A 15,492-nucleotide genomic window follows, 5' to 3' on the forward strand; every position below is an offset into this window, starting at 1 on the left:
CAATCAATCAGAAGTCCGATACTTGGCGCTCCCCGGTTTTCCCTCCCCACGATCGAAGAGACACCCACCATGGACACCAAGCCAATCCAGATCAATCGCCGCAGCGCCAACATCGTCGAAGGCAAGAGCCGCGCGCCCAACCGCTCGATGTTCTACGCGATGGGCTACGAGGAAGGCGACTTCAAGAAGCCGATGGTCGGCGTCGCCAACGGCCACAGCACCATCACGCCCTGCAACTCGGGCCTGCAGAAGCTGGCCGACGCGGCCATCGCGGGCATCGAGGAAGCCGGCGGCAACGCGCAGGTGTTCGGCACCCCGACCATCTCCGACGGCATGGCCATGGGCACCGAAGGCATGAAGTATTCGCTGGTGAGCCGCGAGGTGATCTCCGACTGCATCGAGACCTGCGTCGGCGGCCAGTGGATGGACGGCGTGCTGGTGGTCGGCGGCTGCGACAAGAACATGCCCGGTGGCCTGATGGGCATGCTGCGCGCCAACGTGCCCGCCATCTACGTCTACGGCGGCACCATCCTGCCGGGCCGCTACAAGGGCCAGGACCTCAACATCGTCAGCGTGTTCGAGGCCGTGGGCCAGAACGCCGCCGGCAACATGAGCGACGAGGACCTGCACGAGATCGAGAAGCGCGCCATCCCCGGCACCGGCTCCTGCGGCGGCATGTACACGGCCAACACCATGTCGAGCGCCTTCGAGGCGCTCGGCATCTCGCTGCCCTATTCGTCGACCATGGCGAACCCGCACGACGAGAAGGCCAACTCGGCCAAGGAATCGGCCAAGGTGCTGATCGAGGCGATCAAGAAGGACCTGAAGCCGCGCGACATCGTGACCAAGAAGGCGATCGAGAATGCGGTGGCCGTGATCATGGCCACGGGCGGCTCCACCAACGCGGTGCTGCACTTCCTCGCGATCGCGCACACGGCCGGCGTGGAATGGTCGATCGACGACTTCGAGCGCATGCGCAAGAAGGTGCCGGTGATCTGCGACCTGAAGCCCTCGGGCAAGTACCTCGCGGTCGACCTGCACCAGGCCGGCGGCATTCCGCAGGTCATGAAGGTGCTGCTCAACGCCGGCCTGCTGCATGGCGACTGCATCACCATCAGCGGCCAGACCATCGCCGAAGTGCTCAAGGACGTGCCCGACGTGCCGCGCGCCGACCAGGACGTGATCCGTCCGATCGACAAGCCGATGTACGACGAAGGCCACCTGGCGATCCTCAAGGGCAACCTGTCGCCCGAAGGCGCGGTCGCCAAGATCACCGGCCTCAAGAACCCGGTCATCACCGGCCCGGCGCGCGTGTTCGACGACGAGCAGTCGGCGCTCAAGGCCATCCTCGACGGCAAGATCGTGGCCGGCGACGTGATGGTGCTGCGCTACCTCGGCCCCAAGGGCGGCCCGGGCATGCCCGAGATGCTCGCGCCCACCGGCGCGCTGATCGGCGCGGGCCTCGGCGAGAGCGTGGGCCTGATCACCGACGGCCGCTTCTCGGGCGGCACCTGGGGCATGGTGGTGGGCCACGTGGCGCCCGAAGCGGCGGCCGGCGGCACCATCGCCTTCGTGAACGAGGGCGACTCGATCACCATCGACGCCCATGCGCTCAAGCTCGAGCTCAACGTGCCCGAGGCCGAGATCGCCAAGCGCCGCGAAGGCTGGAAGGCACCGGCCCCGCGCTACACGCGCGGCGTGCAGGCCAAGTTCGCGTTCAACGCCTCGAGCGCGAGCTCAGGCGCGGTGCTCGACAAGTTCTGAAGCCTGGCGGCGTTCAGGCCGTGGCGGCGGGTGGCTGCCACGGCTTCGCCACGTCCTCGTAGCCAATGGACTTCGGGCGCAGGCGCGCCAGCAGGTCGTCGACGCTCCCGAAGCGCAGCAACTCGCGCGGCGGGCCGCGGTCCAGGTCGTCCACGACCAGCACGGCCGGGGCCTGTGCGCCGCTGTCGCGGTAGTCGAGCATGACCACCCGGCCGTGGTCGGCCTCGAGCACCACGAGCCGATGCGGCGCATCGAAGCGCTGCTTCCACGGCGTTTCGCCCGGCGGGAACACGATGCGGTCCGACAGCTCGGCCAGCGTCGCGAGGTATTCCATCGGCATCAGGTGGCGCAGCGCCTCGCTGTAGGGCCGGCCTTCGCCGTCGGCGATGTCGACCCAGCGGCACGAGACGCCGCCGCCATTCTTCACGCGCCACAGCACCACGAGCGCGCCCGGCAACCGCAGGCCCAGCCGGGCCTCGGTCTGCGCGATCAGCGGATCGTCGGCCACCAGTTGCGGCTCGGAGCCGTCCTTGCGCTGCACCGCATTGAGGTAGAAGAAGTGAGGCTGCGCCTCGCCCCAGAACATCGGCGCGCGCCATTCCGCCGGTGCCTCGCCCAGCGGCGGGCCCAGATCGCGCGCGACCGTTCGCGCCACACCGCGCTCCGGGCGTACGCGCCGCAGCGCCGCGAAGAAATCGTCGAAGTTCTCGAAGGCGATGTCGACCGGCTCCACGCCGCTCTGGCGGTCGAAGTCCACGATCAGCACCCGCGCCTGCGGCCCGCGCGTGTAGTCGAGCAGCGTCATGTCGCCATAGCGGGCCTGCAGCACCACCAGCTTGTCGGCGCCGGCCGGCACGTCCTCGGGCTCGTGCGTGAAGTCCTCGTAGTGCTCGGCCACGGTGCGCAGCTTCTCCACGGCCGCGAGGCTCGAATAGTCGATGGAAAAAGCGCCGCGCCAGTCGTCGTGGAACGGGCCGGCATCGCGCTTCAACGGCACGTAGAGCCAACCGACGTAGCCGCCGTTCATCCGGCCATAGAGCTGGCGCAGCGTGTCGGGCAGGCGAAAGCCCAGCCGCGCCTCGGTGGCCGCGAGCATGGCTTCGCTGGCCGCGAACGGCGGCTTCTCGACCGGCGTGCCGCGCTGCGCGAGCGCTTCGCGCGCGGCGTTCTGGCGCCAGTAGCCGGGGGACTCGAAGAAGGTGGAGTGATTCAGCCGCGTCGGGTCGATGTCGAGTTCGGGCTCGGCCTCCGGCGCGGGCGATGACGTGCCGAGCACAGGCTCGGGTGCCGCGGGCGATGCCTGCGACTCGAGCCGGATGATCGCCGCGCTCACGGCGACCGCCACGACGAACAGCGCCGCGGCCCATTGAACATCGGAAGTCGAGAACGCGGCGATAGGCGCGGTGGGCGCCAGCAGCATGCTCAGGCCCAGCCCGAGCAGATAGAACACGCCCGCGAGCACCGCCTGGATAGGCAGCGTCACGAGCGCCGACAGCGCGATCCGCTTCGCGCCGCCGAGCCGCCAGGCCAGGGCCCAGGCATTCCATTTGCCGAGTGCGTAGAGCACGGTGAACAGCGGCGTCGCCAGCAGCACGGTCCAGGGCGAGCGATGCAGCCAGCCGGCCGCGCCCATCGCCAGCACGATCAGCAAGCCCAAGGCGATCCGCAGCACGGGCGCGAGCCCCCGCGATGGCATGCGTGTGGTCATTCTCGATCCTCCCTCGGTGGAGCGCCGCGATGCGACGGCGCGCTGCGGCGAGTCTCACATGCGCGGCGGCCGCGGCCTGTCGGCCAAAGGCTCAGGCGCCCGGCAGGCCGCGAAAGCGCAGCGCCATGCGCGTGAAGAACAGGCCGACCAGCAACGGCAGCAGCGAGAAGACGCAGAAGGCGATGACGATGCCCCACATGTTCTGGAAGTCGTCCACGCGCGCGCGCGCCGGATCGTCGGGGCTGTAGCGCACCGCGACGGCATCGCCCGGGCGCTTGCCGGACGCGCTGCCGCCAAGCCCCTTGACGCGCAGCTTCCGGCCGTCGGCCGCCATGTACTCGACCAGCGGCGCGCGCGACACCGTGGTGCGGCCCTTGCTGTCGGTGCCGCGCTCCGCGATGTGTTCGATCAGCGTGCCCTGCGTGCCGACGGTGTCCGCGATCGCGATGACGCGCTGCACCGCGATCGAGCCCGCGCCATAGAGCCCCGCGGCAGCGATCGCCAACGCGCCGAGCCCGATGCCCAGCAGCAGCCGGCGGCGCCAGACCACCAGGGCCGCGCCCACGAGCAGCCCCGCCATCAACCCGTACTTGAAGACGCTCAGTGCGTGCTCGACCGCCTCGTCGCCCATGCCGTGCGGTGCGCGCTCAGCGGCGCGGGCGCTGCCCGGTGCCGGTCTTCATGCCCATGTTGGTCTTCTGCCGGTCGATGCGCGCCTGGCGGCGGGCATCCTCGCGCTCGACCACCTTGCGCTTGGTGTAGCCCGAGGCATCGGCCCAGGCCCACCAGGCCATGGCGAGCGCGAAGGGAATCAGCACGATCCACCAGCTCCAGGTGGCGACCGGGCCGACTTCGAAGTATTTGAGGGCCACGCCCAGGATGCCCAACACCAGAAACCACATCGCGAATCCCTCCGGGTCGTGTCGCGCGATGCGGTCGCACGCCGGTGCCCGGCGCTCCCTACAATCGTCGCGTTGAGCCATCGAATGTAACTCAGCCCTTACATAAACAGAGAATCCGACCCCCATGAAAAGAGCCCTGCTGTTCGCGTCCCTGGCCCTCGGCCTGGCAGCCCCCGCCTTCGCCGACCTGGCGCTGGCCACCTCGAAGAACTGCATGAGCTGCCATGCGGTCGAGCGCAAGGTGCTCGGCCCCTCGTTCAAGGACGTGGCGGCCAAGTACAAGGACAACGCGGGCGCGGCCGACATGCTGGCCGGCAAGATCATCAAGGGCGGTTCGGGCGTCTGGGGCCCGGTGCCGATGCCGGCCAACAACCAGGTCAGCGAAGCCGACGCGAAGAAGCTCGCTGCCTGGATCCTGTCGACGAAGTAGGACGGCGCGTCCTCAGATCCGTGGCTCGATGTCCACGGGCAGCGAAGGCCGGCGCTCGATCCGGTCCTCGAGTTGGCCGATGTGCGCGGCCAGCGTGTTGTCGGACTGCTCCGAACGCAGCCGCACCGCGGCCTCGAGCTGGTCGATGCGCGCCAGCAGCGCCGTCTGGCGCTCGGCGTTCTGCGCCATGTGCTGGTTCTCCTGCGTCTGCAGGAAGTTGCGCAGTTCGGTGAAGCGCGAGGCCTCGGCCTTGTCGGCGAGGTCGCGCTGCACCTGCATCTCCTTGGTGTGGCGCTTGGTCTCGATCAGCACCGAGCTGTGCAGGTACAGCACGTAGACCAGGAAGAAGGCCGCCAGCACCACGGTGAGCCCGAGCATGATCAGGCCCAGCGGCGCCGAGACGGTCATGAAGCCCAGCCACACGTCGGTGGGCGTGGCCAGCGTGCCCCAGTTGAGCGCGGCCAGCGCCGCGATCAGCAGCACGATGACGAACAGGAAAGCGGATCTCACGCCCATGGGGGCCTCCTTCGGAAAGATCTAACACGTTGGGAACCCGCGCGCTTCGAGGCGCGCGGTGGTGCCAGCGGTTTTACCTCAGCGAAGGGGCCTGCCCGGCGCTCGGACCGGTACAGACGCCCCTGTCCTACAGCAGGAGTGCCGCGTCGATCAATTCGTTTGCGACAGCTGCTCCAGGATCGCCGGGTTCTCGAGCGTGGACGTGTCCTGCGTGATCGCCTCGCCCTTGGCGATGCTGCGCAGCAGCCGCCGCATGATCTTCCCGCTGCGCGTCTTCGGCAGGTTGTCGCCGAAGCGGATGTCCTTGGGCTTGGCGATCGGCCCGATCTCCTTGGCCACCCAGTTGCGCAACTCGGTGGCGATCTGCTTTGCCTCCTCGCCGGTCGGGCGCGCGCGCTTGAGCACCACGAAGGCGCACACCGCCTCGCCCGTCACGTCGTCGGGGCGCCCCACCACCGCGGCCTCGGCCACGAGGTCGGTCTTGGACACCAGCGCCGACTCGATCTCCATCGTGCCCAGCCGGTGGCCCGAGACGTTGAGCACGTCGTCGATGCGGCCCGTGATGCGGAAGTAGCCGCGGTCGGCACTGCGCACGGCGCCATCGCCGGCCAGATAGATCGTCCCGCCCATCTCCTCGGGGAAATAGCTCTTCTTGAAGCGCTCGGGGTCGTTCCAGATCGTGCGGATCATCGAGGGCCAGGGCCGCTTGATCACCAGCATGCCGCCCGCGCCGTTGGGCAGGTCCTTGCCGGTCTCGTCCACGATCGCGGCCATGATGCCCGGCAGCGGCAAGGTGCACGAACCCGGCACCAGCGGCGTGGCGCCCGGCAACGGCGTGATCACGTGGCCGCCGGTCTCGGTCTGCCAGAAGGTGTCGACGATCGGGCAGCGCTCGCCGCCGATATTGCGGTGGTACCACATCCACGCTTCGGGATTGATCGGCTCGCCGACCGAACCGAGGATGCGCAGGCTCGTGAGGTCCCAGTTCTTCGGGTGCACCTTCTCGTCGCCCTCGGCCGCCTTGATCAGCGAGCGGATCGCGGTGGGCGCGGTGTAGAACACGCTGACCTTGTGCTTCTCGATCATCTGCCAGAAGCGGCCCGCGTGCGGGAAGGTCGGGATGCCCTCGAACACCACCTGCGTGGCGCCGGCCGCGAGCGGGCCGTAGGCGACGTAGGTGTGGCCGGTGATCCAGCCGATGTCGGCGGTGCACCAGAACACGTCCTCGGGACGGATGTCGAAGGTCCAGTCCATCGTCATCTTGGCCCACAGCAGGTAGCCGCCGGTGGCGTGCTGCACGCCCTTGGGCTTGCCGGTGGAGCCCGAGGTGTAGAGGATGAACAGCGGATGTTCCGCGTTCACCGGCTCGGGCGCGCACTCGGTGCTCTGGCCCTTGAGCGCTTCGGCGAAGGTCTTGTCGCGGCCCTCGACGCGGTGCCAGGCCGAGGGCGTGCGCTCGTAGACGAACACGGTCTTGATCGACTCGCAGCCGCCGAGCGCGATGCCATCGTCGACGATGGCCTTGAGCGGCAGCTCCTTGCCGCCGCGCAGCTGGAAGTTGGCGGTGATGACCGCGACCGCGCCGGCGTCGATGATGCGTTCCTGCAGCGCCTTAGCCGAGAAGCCGCCGAACACCACGCTGTGGGTGGCGCCGATGCGCGCGCAGGCCTGCATCGCGATCACGCCCTCGACCGTCATCGGCATGTAGACGATGACCCGGTCGCCCTTCTGGATGCCGGAGGCTTTCAGCGCATTGGCGAACTGGCTTACGCGCGCGAGCAGCTCCTTGTAGGTGACCCGGGTGACGGTGCCGTCGTCGGCCTCGAAGACGATGGCGGTCTTGTGCTCGACCGGCGTGCCGATGTGGCGGTCGAGGCAGTTGGCGCTGGCATTGAGCTCGCCGTCGCCGAACCATTGGTAGAACGGCGCGTTCGATTCGTCGAGGATCCTGCTGAAGGGCTTCGTCCACTGCAGGTGGCTCTTGGCCTGGCGGCTCCAGAAGCCTTCGAAGTCCTCCTCCGCTTCCTTGCACAGGGCCTCGTAGGCGGCCATGCCGGAAATGCGTGCGCCTTGCGTGGCGCGGGCATCGGGCGGGAACACGCGGTTCTCGACCAGGACGGATTCAATGTTCTTCGATGCGCTGCTCATGTCTCGTGTCTCCTGGATGAATTGCGGCCGTAATGTCGGCGCGACCACTTACGGGCCACTGACGCCGAATCGGCGTGCTGCTGACGGACCCCCGATGTTAGAGCGGGGGGTTATCACGAGTGCGTCACCGGGACACCCCTAGAATCTCGCTCCCCGTCACACACGCCCCCTCGATGTCCTCCCCCGACCCCTTCGATCCCCGGAACATGCCCGTTCACGCCCGCACCTCCCCGCTGCGCCCGCTGCCACGGCTGATCTTCGCGAGCCGCTGGCTCCAGCTGCCGCTGTACCTGGGGCTGATCGTGGCGCAGGCGGTCTACGTGGTGCATTTCCTGGTCGAGCTGCTGCACCTGGTCGAGGCCGCGTTCGGCAGCCAGACCGCGCTGCAGGCGCTGATCAACAGCATCGGCTACAAGACCACGGCGCCGGTGGCCGCGCTCAACGAGACGGTGATCATGCTGGTGGTGCTGGCGCTGATCGACGTGGTGATGATCTCGAACCTGCTGATCATGGTGATCGTGGGCGGCTACGAGACCTTCGTGAGCCGCATGGACCTCGAGGGCCACCGCGACCAGCCCGAGTGGCTGAGCCATGTGAACGCCTCGGTGCTCAAGGTCAAGCTGGCCACCGCCATCATCGGCATCAGCTCGATCCACCTGCTCAAGACCTTCATCAACGCCGACAACTACACCGACAAGGTGCTGATCGCGCAGACGGTGATCCACGTCGCCTTCCTGCTCTCGGCCATGGCGATCGCCTTCACCGACCGCCTGATGGCGCATCCCCCGGCCGACCACTGAGCGTCGTTCAGGCCGCCAGCGGCAGGTCCCAGGCCGGCACCTCGGTGAAGCGCTGCGCCAGGAAATCGAGCATGGTGCGCAAGGTGGCCGGCATGTGCTTGCGCGAGGTGTAGACCGCGTACATGCCCACCACCTGCGGCTCGAAATCGGGGAACAGCGGCACCAGCTCCCCGCCGTGCACGAGCTGCGCCGTCAGGTAGGTCGGCAGCATCGCGATGCCCGCGCCCGCGCGCGCCAGGCCCATCAGGCTGGCCGCGTCGTTGGCCGACACGTTGCCGTCCACGGCCACCGATACCGGCGCGCCGTCGCTCTTGCGCGTGAAGCTCCAGAGGCTGTGGCCGAAGTAGGAATGCGTGAGGCAGTTGCGCTGCGCGAGTTCGTCCACTCGCTGCGGCGTGCCGTGCTCGGCCAGGTAGGCCGGCGAGGCGCAGACCACCGAGCGGCAGTCCGTGAGCCGGCGCGCGATCAGGTTGGGATCGATCTCGGCCGCGGTGCGGATCGCGAGGTCGATGCGCTCGTCGACCAGGTTCACGGTGCGGTCGAGCAGCACCAGATCGACCATCACGCCCGGGTAGAGCCGCACGTAGTCGGCGATCGCGTCGGCCAGCTGCGCCTGCGCGAACGAGGTGCCGGTGGTGATGCGCAACTGCCCGCGCGGCGCCTCGGCCGGATGGCGCACCGCGGCCTGCATGTCGCCCGCGAGCTCCAGCACCTGGCGGCAGCGCGGCAGCAGCTCCTCGCCCGCGGCCGTGAGGCTCAGGCGCCGGGTGGTGCGATGCAGCAGCCGCGCGCCGGTCCATTGCTCGAGCTCGGCGACGTAGCGCGTGACCACGGGGCGCGACATGTCGAGTTTGTCGGCGGCGGCCGAGAGGCTGCCCGCGTCGACCACGGTCACGAAGACCCGCATTGCGTTGAGACGGTCCATTCGAACGATTTTAGGAATAAAGAAGCGCGAATTTCGAGGTATTTCTTTCGAAATGAGAAATCTAAGATAAGCCTCATCGCCCTCTTCCCATTGCTCTTCCCATCTCGTTCCAAGGAGTCCTCCATGAGCCACATCGCCATCATCGGCGCCACCGGTCGCGCCGGCGGCCGCCTCCTCGAAGAAGCACTGCGCCGCGGCCACACGGTCACGGCCATCGCGCGCCATGCCAGCGCCAAGCTCGCCGGCCGCGCCAACGTCAAGGCCGTCGACCTCGACGTGCTCGACGGCGCCGCGCTCGAGAATGCACTGGCCGGCCACGACGCCGTCTTCAGCGCCGCCCATTTCGCGACCGTGCCGCCCGCGGCCATCATCGAACCCGCGAAGCGCGCGGGCGTGAAGCGCCTGCTGGTGGTCGGCGGCGCCGGCAGCCTGTTCGCGGCACCGGGCCTCAAGGTCATCGAGACGCCGAACTTCCCCGAGGCCTACAAGGCCGAGGCCTCGGCCGGCGGCGTGTTCCTCGAGGCGCTGCGCGCCGAGAAGGAACTCGACTGGACCTTCCTCTCGCCCTCGGCCGAATTCGTCGAAGGCGAACGTACCGGCAAGTTCCGCCTCGGCCAGAACGACCTGCTGGTCAGCGCCGAGGGCCGCAGCTGGATCACGTTCGAGGACTACGCGATCGCCTTCATCGACGAGCTCGAGAAGCCGGCGCACTCGCGCCAGCGCTACACGATCGGGTACTAAAGCTCGCCCCCAGGCTGCGCGCACTTCGTGTCGCTTCGCCAACCCCCTACCGGGGGCGGGCCGGCCGCTTCGGGCGGCCGTGCGCGGCGGCCCCCACGAAATACGGGCCCCATCGCCGCATCAGCGGCCCGTCATGTTCTCCGGCACCACCCACTGGTCGAACTGCTCGGCCGTGAGGTGGCCCGAGGCGATCGCGGCCTCGCGCAGGCTGGTGCCTTCCTTGTGCGCCTTCTTGGCGATGTAGGCCGACTTGTCGTAGCCGATGTGCGTGTTGAGCGCGGTCACCAGCATCAGCGAGCGCTGCACCAGCTCGGTGATGCGCTCGCGGTTGGGCTCGATGCCCACCGCGCAATGGTCGTTGAAGCTCACCATGCCGTCGGCCAGCAGGCGCACGCTCTGCAGGAAGTTGTGGGCCACCATCGGGCGGAACACGTTGAGCTCGAAGTTGCCCGAGGCGCCGCCGATGTTGATGGCGACGTCGTTGCCGAACACCTGCGCGGCCAGCATCGTGACGGCCTCGCTCTGGGTCGGGTTGACCTTGCCCGGCATGATCGACGAGCCCGGTTCGTTCTCGGGAATGCTCAGTTCGCCGATGCCGCTGCGCGGGCCGCTCGCGAGCCAGCGCACGTCGTTGGCGATCTTGTTCATGCTGGCCGCGAGCGTCTTGAGCGCGCCGTGGGCGTGCACCAGCGCATCGACGCTGGCCATCGCCTCGAACTTGCTCGGCGCGGTCACGAACGGCAGGCCGGTGAGCTTCGCGAGCTCGGCCGCCACCTGCTCGGCATAGCCCTTGGGTGCGTTGAGGCCGGTGCCCACGGCCGTGCCGCCGAGCGCCAGTTCGCTCAGGTGCGGCAGCGCGGCGCGCACATGCGCCTCGCCATGCGCCAGTTGCGCCACGTAGCCCGAGAACTCCTGGCCCAGGGTGAGCGGCGTCGCGTCCTGCAGGTGGGTGCGGCCGATCTTCACGATGTCGGCGAAGTCCTTCGACTTCTGCTCGAGCGTGCCGCGCAGCTTGGCGATGGCCGGCAGCAGCTTGTGCGTGATGGCCTCGACGGCCGCCACGTGCATCGCGGTCGGGAACACGTCGTTGCTCGACTGGCTGCGGTTCACGTCGTCGTTGGGATGCACCAGGCGGCCCTCGCCGCGCTCGCCGCCCAGCAGTTCGCTCGCGCGGTTGGCCAGCACCTCGTTGACGTTCATGTTGGTCTGCGTGCCCGAGCCGGTCTGCCAGACCACCAGCGGGAACTCGCCCGGGTGCTTGCCGGCGATGACCTCGTCGGCCGCGGCGACGATGGCGTTGGTCTTCTTCTCGTCCTGCAGGCCCAGCGCGTGGTTGACCACGGCCGATGCGCGCTTGACCTGGGCCAGGGCCTTGATGATCTCGCGCGGCTGCTGCTCGCCCGAGATGTCGAAGTTCTGCAGCGAGCGCTGCGTTTGCGCGCCCCACAGCTTGTCGGCCGGCACGTCGATCGGTCCGAAGGTGTCGCGCTCGGCACGGGTGTTGGGGGAAGTCGTCATGAGAAAAGCTCCGCAGTCTTGGAAGTGGGTGCGCCCGCTTGCCGGACGCGGACCCGAGTATCGCCCGATAAGAATGGCTCTCATCTGACGCGGCCATTGCGTTCCAGACTACAGCCGTTCGCAGGCCGCGGATTGACACGCTTCATGTCAAAAAGTTATAATCTTCGTCTTTCGCGGACCTGCAAGTCATTACGAATCCGTCGCGGAATCCCCGCTGCGGGATGACGCTGCAGCTCCCACCGGCACTACTCGCGGATCTTCGAATCCCGTCGCGGTGCAGGTTCTCCCGCCGGGCCCAGCCCGGCACACCGGCCGGATAGTTCCGGCCCCACTGCCACGTCACGCTTCTCCAGGCGGCGCCCCTCGACCAGGCCCGTTGCCCGCGAGCGAAGCATCCGGCGGGCACTGGTTTCGTCGCCACGTCGTCCTCAGTGCCTTCCGGCAGCCATCGGCTGATGGCGTGGCCGCTGCCGTCCCGCTTCCAGGCGGAACGGCACCCGTCCAACCTTCGCACAAGGAGCCCGGCATATGGCCAAAGGAATTCTCATCGACCACGTCTTCAAGGTCTTCGGCGACGCGCCCGACGACGCGCTGGCGCTGGTGCGCCAAGGTCTGTCGAAGAAGGAGATCCTCGCGAAGACCGGCCAGTCGATCGGCGTGTTCGACGCCACCTTCGAGATCCAGGCCGGCGAGATCTTCGTGATCATGGGCCTGTCGGGCTCGGGCAAGTCGACGCTGGTGCGGCTGCTGAACCGGCTGATCGAGCCGACCGCGGGCCGCATCGTGATCGACGGTGCCGACATCAACGAACACTCCGACGCCAGGCTGCGCGCGCTGCGCCGCAAGGACATCAGCATGGTGTTCCAGTCGTTCGCGCTGATGCCGCACATGACGGTGCGCGAGAACACGGCCTTCGGGCTCGAGCTGTCGGGCACCGGCAAGAAGGAGCGCCTGGCGCAGGCCGACCTGGCGCTCGCGCAGGTGGGGCTGGCAGGCTGGGGCGACAGCTATCCCGACGAGCTCTCGGGCGGCATGCAGCAGCGCGTGGGCCTGGCGCGCGCGCTGGCTTCCGACCCCTCGATCCTGCTGATGGACGAGGCCTTCTCGGCGCTCGACCCGATCATCCGCACCGAGATGCAATCCGAGCTGCTGCGGCTGCAGCAACAGCAGCGCCGCACCATCGTCTTCATCTCGCACGACCTCGACGAGGCGATGCGCATCGGCGACCGGATCGCGATCATGAAGGACGGCCAGGTGATCCAGGTCGGCACGCCCGACGAGATCCTGCGCTGCCCGGCCAACGACTACGTGCGCAGCTTCGTGCGCGGCGTGGACGCGGCGGCCGTGTTCAAGGCCGCCGACATCGCGCGCAAGCCGCTGACCGTGGTCTGCGAGCACCCCGAGCGCGGCGCCCGCGCGGCGCTCAAGCTGCTGGAGGACCAGGATCGCGACTTCGCCTACGTGACCAGCCCCGACCGGCGCTACCTCGGCACGGTCTCGGCCGACACGCTGCGCGCCGCGCTCGACGGCCATTCGGGACCGCTGGGCCTGCGCCATGCGTTCCTCGCCGACCTCGGCACGATCGAGGCCGACGCGCCCGTGGCCGGACTGATCGGTCAGGTGGGCCAGGCGCCCTGCGCGGTGCCGGTGGTGGCGACCGACGGCCGCTTCTGCGGCGCGATCAGCAAGACCACGCTGCTGAAGTTCCTCGATCGCGACACGCCGCCGATCGATCCCGCGCTGCCGCCCGCCCCCGCCGCGAGCGCCGCCCCGGCCCATGTCCTGGCCTGAACCCGATTTCGAAGGAAACGCCGAGATGAACGACACCACCCTGCCCTCCGACCTCGCCACCGCCAACGATGCCGCCGCCGCGCTGGCGCAACAGCCCGCGCCGGCGCCCGTCGCGCTCGATCCCTGGGAGGCCCTGTCGGCCGCGCCCGATCCCGCGGCCACCAGCGCCTGGCTCGACGCGCCCGTGCAGTCCGACGCCGCGCACCAGCTCGCCGGCCAGGCCGATGCCGCCGGCTTCCAGCTGCACCGCCTCTGGGACGGCTCGCTGCCGGTCGAGTCCTGGATCAACCAGGGCCTGGGCTGGGTGGTCGAACATTTCCGCCCCTTCTTCCAGACCGTGCGGCTGCCGATCGACAGCACCCTGAACTCGGTGCAGAGCCTGCTGACCGGGTTGCCGACGCTCGCGATGATCGCGCTGATCGGCCTGCTGGCCTGGCAGTTCGCGGGCCGCGCGCTGGCCATCGGCAGTACCGTCGCGCTGCTGCTGGTCGCGATGCTGGGCATCTGGCCCGAGGCCATGGTCACGCTGTCGCTGGTGCTGACCTCGCTGGTCTTCTGCATAGTGATCGGCCTGCCGCTGGGCGTGCTGCTGGCCAGCAGCGACCGGGCCCAGCGCGTGATGCGCCCGGTGCTCGACGCGATGCAGACCACGCCGGCCTTCGTCTACCTGGTGCCGGTGGTGATGCTGTTCGGCATCGGCAACGTGCCGGGCGTGATCGTGACCATCGTGTTCGCGCTGGCGCCGCTGGTGCGCCTGACCAACCTGGGCCTGCGCCAGGTGCGGCCCGACCTGATCGAGGCCGCGCGCGCCTACGGCGCCTCGCCCTGGCAGATGCTGGTGAAGGTGAAGCTGCCGCTGGCCATGCCCTCGATCATGGCCGGCATCAACCAGGCGCTGATGCTGTCGCTGTCGATGGTGGTGATCGCCTCGATGATCGCCGTGGGCGGCCTGGGCCAGATGGTGCTGCGCGGCATCGGCCGGCTCGACATGGGCCTGGCCACCGTCGGCGGCCTGGGCATCGTGCTGCTCGCGATCTCGCTCGACCGGCTGACGCAGGCCATGGGCCGGCCGCGCCGCGGCGGCCAGCGCTGGTGGCATGGCGGCCCCGTGGGCCTGGCGCTGCGCACGCTGCAGCGCGCGGTGGCGCCGGCCGCATCGCGCGGCACGGAAGAAGCCGTGCCGGCCCTTTCGACCCAGACCCGCTGAAGCACCGGAGGCACACGACGCATGAAGACATCGATGAATCCATTCGCGCGCGGCCTCGGGCTGCTGGCCCTGGCCTTCGCGGCCGCCAGCTTCCCCGCGCATGCCGCCACCGACCTGCCCGGCCAGGGCATCGTCGTCAAGCCGCTCAAGAGTTCGCTGGCCGAGGAGGCCTTCCAGACCCTGCTCGTGATGCGCGCGCTCGAGAAGCTCGGCTACACGGTCGAGCCGATGAAGGACCTGGAACCCGCGACCGAGCACCTGGCGATCGCCAACGGCGATGCCACCTTCATGGCCAACCACTGGAGCCTGCTGCACGCCGACTTCTACAAGAACAGCGGCGGCGACGCGAAGCTGTGGCGCCAGGGCGTGTACGCCGACGGCGCGGTGCAGGGCTACCTGATCGACCGCAAGACCGCCGAGCAGTACCACATCACCAACATCGCGCAGCTCAAGGAGCCGGCGATCGCGAAGCTGTTCGACACCGACGGCGACGGCAAGGCCGACCTCACCGGCTGCAACCCCGGCTGGGGCTGCGAGCTCGCGATCGAGAACCACCTGGGCGCCTACGGCCTGCGCGACACCGTCACGCACCGCCAGGGCAGCTATGCCGCGCTGATGGCCGACACCATCGCGCGCTTCAGGCAGGACAAGCCGATCCTCTACTACACCTGGACGCCCTACTGGGTCAGCGCCGTGCTGCGCCCGGGCGCCGACGTGGTGTGGCTGCAGGTGCCGTTCTCGGCCTCGCAGGGTGGCGAGAACGTGGACACGCGCCAGCCCAACGGCAAGAACTACGGCTTCCTCGCCAACCAGGAACGCATCGTCGCCAACCGCGAGTTCGCCGAGAAGAACCCGGCCGCGGCGAAGCTGTTCGAGGTCATGAACGTGCCGATCGGCGACATCAACGCGCAGAACCTGCGCATGAGCGAAGGCGCCAACAGCCAGCAGGACGTGGAGCGGCATGCCGACGGCTGGATCCGCGCGCACCAGAAATTGTTCGACGGCTGGGTCGAGCAGGCGCTGGCGGCGGCGCGATAGCCGC

General features: G+C 68.8%; 14 protein-coding genes. 7 read left to right on the top strand and 7 right to left on the bottom strand.

The window, feature by feature from the left end; translation table 11 throughout:
- Window positions 1-69: 69 nt before the first annotated feature.
- The gene (gene ilvD, locus INQ48_17580) at window positions 70-1,764 is read left to right on the top strand and encodes a dihydroxy-acid dehydratase (protein QRF55229.1); all 1,695 of its coding nucleotides are present in this window, start codon (window positions 70-72) and stop codon (window positions 1,762-1,764) included.
- A 13-nt stretch (window positions 1,765-1,777) separates the two neighbouring features.
- On the opposite strand, the gene INQ48_17585 is transcribed toward ilvD, so the two are convergent.
- The 3 genes from INQ48_17585 to INQ48_17595 all read right to left on the bottom strand — a co-directional run bounded on the left by INQ48_17585 (window position 1,778) and on the right by INQ48_17595 (window position 4,374).
- On the bottom strand, window positions 1,778-3,472 hold the full coding sequence (locus INQ48_17585) for an SMI1/KNR4 family protein (GenBank protein ID QRF55230.1): 1,695 nt from the start codon (window positions 3,470-3,472) through the stop codon (window positions 1,778-1,780).
- A 91-nt stretch (window positions 3,473-3,563) separates the two neighbouring features.
- Window positions 3,564-4,103, bottom strand: a complete 540-nt coding sequence (locus INQ48_17590) for a DUF3592 domain-containing protein (protein QRF55231.1) — start codon at window positions 4,101-4,103, stop codon at window positions 3,564-3,566.
- A 16-nt stretch (window positions 4,104-4,119) separates the two neighbouring features.
- Window positions 4,120-4,374: a TIGR04438 family Trp-rich protein gene (locus INQ48_17595; GenBank protein QRF55232.1), complete on the bottom strand. Its 255-nt coding sequence runs from the start codon at window positions 4,372-4,374 to the stop codon at window positions 4,120-4,122.
- 124 nt (window positions 4,375-4,498) lie between these two features.
- Here INQ48_17595 and INQ48_17600 point away from each other — a divergent pair, with 124 nt between their 5' ends.
- Entirely contained in the window at window positions 4,499-4,804 is a 306-nt protein-coding gene (locus INQ48_17600; protein QRF55233.1) for a c-type cytochrome, read from the top strand.
- Window positions 4,805-4,816: 12 nt separating this feature from the next.
- Here the strand turns inward: INQ48_17600 and INQ48_17605 are convergent, their stop codons facing one another.
- Both INQ48_17605 and acs read right to left on the bottom strand, forming a co-directional pair.
- Window positions 4,817-5,320, bottom strand: a complete 504-nt coding sequence (locus tag INQ48_17605; GenBank protein ID QRF55234.1) for a LapA family protein — start codon at window positions 5,318-5,320, stop codon at window positions 4,817-4,819.
- Window positions 5,321-5,470: 150 nt separating this feature from the next.
- The gene (gene acs, locus INQ48_17610) at window positions 5,471-7,468 is read right to left on the bottom strand and encodes an acetate--CoA ligase (GenBank protein ID QRF55235.1); all 1,998 of its coding nucleotides are present in this window, start codon (window positions 7,466-7,468) and stop codon (window positions 5,471-5,473) included.
- A 173-nt stretch (window positions 7,469-7,641) separates the two neighbouring features.
- On the opposite strand from acs, the gene INQ48_17615 reads away from it, so the two are divergent.
- Entirely contained in the window at window positions 7,642-8,268 is a 627-nt protein-coding gene (locus INQ48_17615; GenBank protein ID QRF55236.1) for a YqhA family protein, read from the top strand.
- A gap of 7 nt (window positions 8,269-8,275) precedes the next feature.
- Here INQ48_17615 and INQ48_17620 read toward each other — a convergent pair whose 3' ends face one another.
- Entirely contained in the window at window positions 8,276-9,193 is a 918-nt protein-coding gene (locus INQ48_17620; protein QRF55237.1) for a LysR family transcriptional regulator, read from the bottom strand.
- A 123-nt stretch (window positions 9,194-9,316) separates the two neighbouring features.
- Here INQ48_17620 and INQ48_17625 point away from each other — a divergent pair, with 123 nt between their 5' ends.
- Window positions 9,317-9,934, top strand: a complete 618-nt coding sequence (locus INQ48_17625; protein ID QRF55238.1) for an NAD(P)-dependent oxidoreductase — start codon at window positions 9,317-9,319, stop codon at window positions 9,932-9,934.
- Between the two features lie 120 nt (window positions 9,935-10,054).
- Here INQ48_17625 and fumC read toward each other — a convergent pair whose 3' ends face one another.
- Window positions 10,055-11,452: a class II fumarate hydratase gene (gene fumC / locus INQ48_17630; protein ID QRF55239.1), complete on the bottom strand. Its 1,398-nt coding sequence runs from the start codon at window positions 11,450-11,452 to the stop codon at window positions 10,055-10,057.
- A 528-nt stretch (window positions 11,453-11,980) separates the two neighbouring features.
- Here fumC and proV point away from each other — a divergent pair.
- Genes proV through proX form a run of 3 tightly spaced genes read left to right on the top strand, consistent with a single transcriptional unit; the run spans window position 11,981 to window position 15,488 of the window.
- Entirely contained in the window at window positions 11,981-13,243 is a 1,263-nt protein-coding gene (gene proV / locus INQ48_17635; GenBank protein ID QRF55240.1) for a glycine betaine/L-proline ABC transporter ATP-binding protein ProV, read from the top strand.
- 25 nt (window positions 13,244-13,268) lie between these two features.
- Window positions 13,269-14,450 carry a glycine betaine/L-proline ABC transporter permease ProW gene (proW, locus tag INQ48_17640; GenBank protein ID QRF55241.1) on the top strand — a complete coding sequence of 394 codons (1,182 nt, stop codon included), beginning with the start codon at window positions 13,269-13,271 and terminating at the stop codon, window positions 14,448-14,450.
- Between the two features lie 21 nt (window positions 14,451-14,471).
- Window positions 14,472-15,488 (top strand): glycine betaine/L-proline ABC transporter substrate-binding protein ProX, encoded by a 1,017-nt coding sequence (proX, locus tag INQ48_17645; GenBank protein ID QRF55242.1) that lies wholly within the window; start codon window positions 14,472-14,474, stop codon window positions 15,486-15,488.
- Window positions 15,489-15,492: the final 4 nt, after the last annotated feature.

Source organism: Variovorax paradoxus (assembly GCA_016806145.1).
Lineage (GTDB): Bacteria > Pseudomonadota > Gammaproteobacteria > Burkholderiales > Burkholderiaceae_C > Variovorax.

What these genes read in the sequence shown, in the direction of transcription:
- ilvD (QRF55229.1), top strand. Translation starts at nt 70, where the DNA reads ATGGACACCAAGCCAATCCAGATCAATCGCCGCAGCGCCAACATCGTC.
- INQ48_17585 (QRF55230.1), bottom strand. Translation starts at nt 3,472, where the DNA reads ATGACCACACGCATGCCATCGCGGGGGCTCGCGCCCGTGCTGCGGATC.
- INQ48_17590 (QRF55231.1), bottom strand. Translation starts at nt 4,103, where the DNA reads ATGGGCGACGAGGCGGTCGAGCACGCACTGAGCGTCTTCAAGTACGGG.
- INQ48_17595 (QRF55232.1), bottom strand. Translation starts at nt 4,374, where the DNA reads ATGTGGTTTCTGGTGTTGGGCATCCTGGGCGTGGCCCTCAAATACTTC.
- INQ48_17600 (QRF55233.1), top strand. Translation starts at nt 4,499, where the DNA reads ATGAAAAGAGCCCTGCTGTTCGCGTCCCTGGCCCTCGGCCTGGCAGCC.
- INQ48_17605 (QRF55234.1), bottom strand. Translation starts at nt 5,320, where the DNA reads ATGGGCGTGAGATCCGCTTTCCTGTTCGTCATCGTGCTGCTGATCGCG.
- acs (QRF55235.1), bottom strand. Translation starts at nt 7,468, where the DNA reads ATGAGCAGCGCATCGAAGAACATTGAATCCGTCCTGGTCGAGAACCGC.
- INQ48_17615 (QRF55236.1), top strand. Translation starts at nt 7,642, where the DNA reads ATGTCCTCCCCCGACCCCTTCGATCCCCGGAACATGCCCGTTCACGCC.
- INQ48_17620 (QRF55237.1), bottom strand. Translation starts at nt 9,193, where the DNA reads ATGGACCGTCTCAACGCAATGCGGGTCTTCGTGACCGTGGTCGACGCG.
- INQ48_17625 (QRF55238.1), top strand. Translation starts at nt 9,317, where the DNA reads ATGAGCCACATCGCCATCATCGGCGCCACCGGTCGCGCCGGCGGCCGC.
- fumC (QRF55239.1), bottom strand. Translation starts at nt 11,452, where the DNA reads ATGACGACTTCCCCCAACACCCGTGCCGAGCGCGACACCTTCGGACCG.
- proV (QRF55240.1), top strand. Translation starts at nt 11,981, where the DNA reads ATGGCCAAAGGAATTCTCATCGACCACGTCTTCAAGGTCTTCGGCGAC.
- proW (QRF55241.1), top strand. Translation starts at nt 13,269, where the DNA reads ATGAACGACACCACCCTGCCCTCCGACCTCGCCACCGCCAACGATGCC.
- proX (QRF55242.1), top strand. Translation starts at nt 14,472, where the DNA reads ATGAAGACATCGATGAATCCATTCGCGCGCGGCCTCGGGCTGCTGGCC.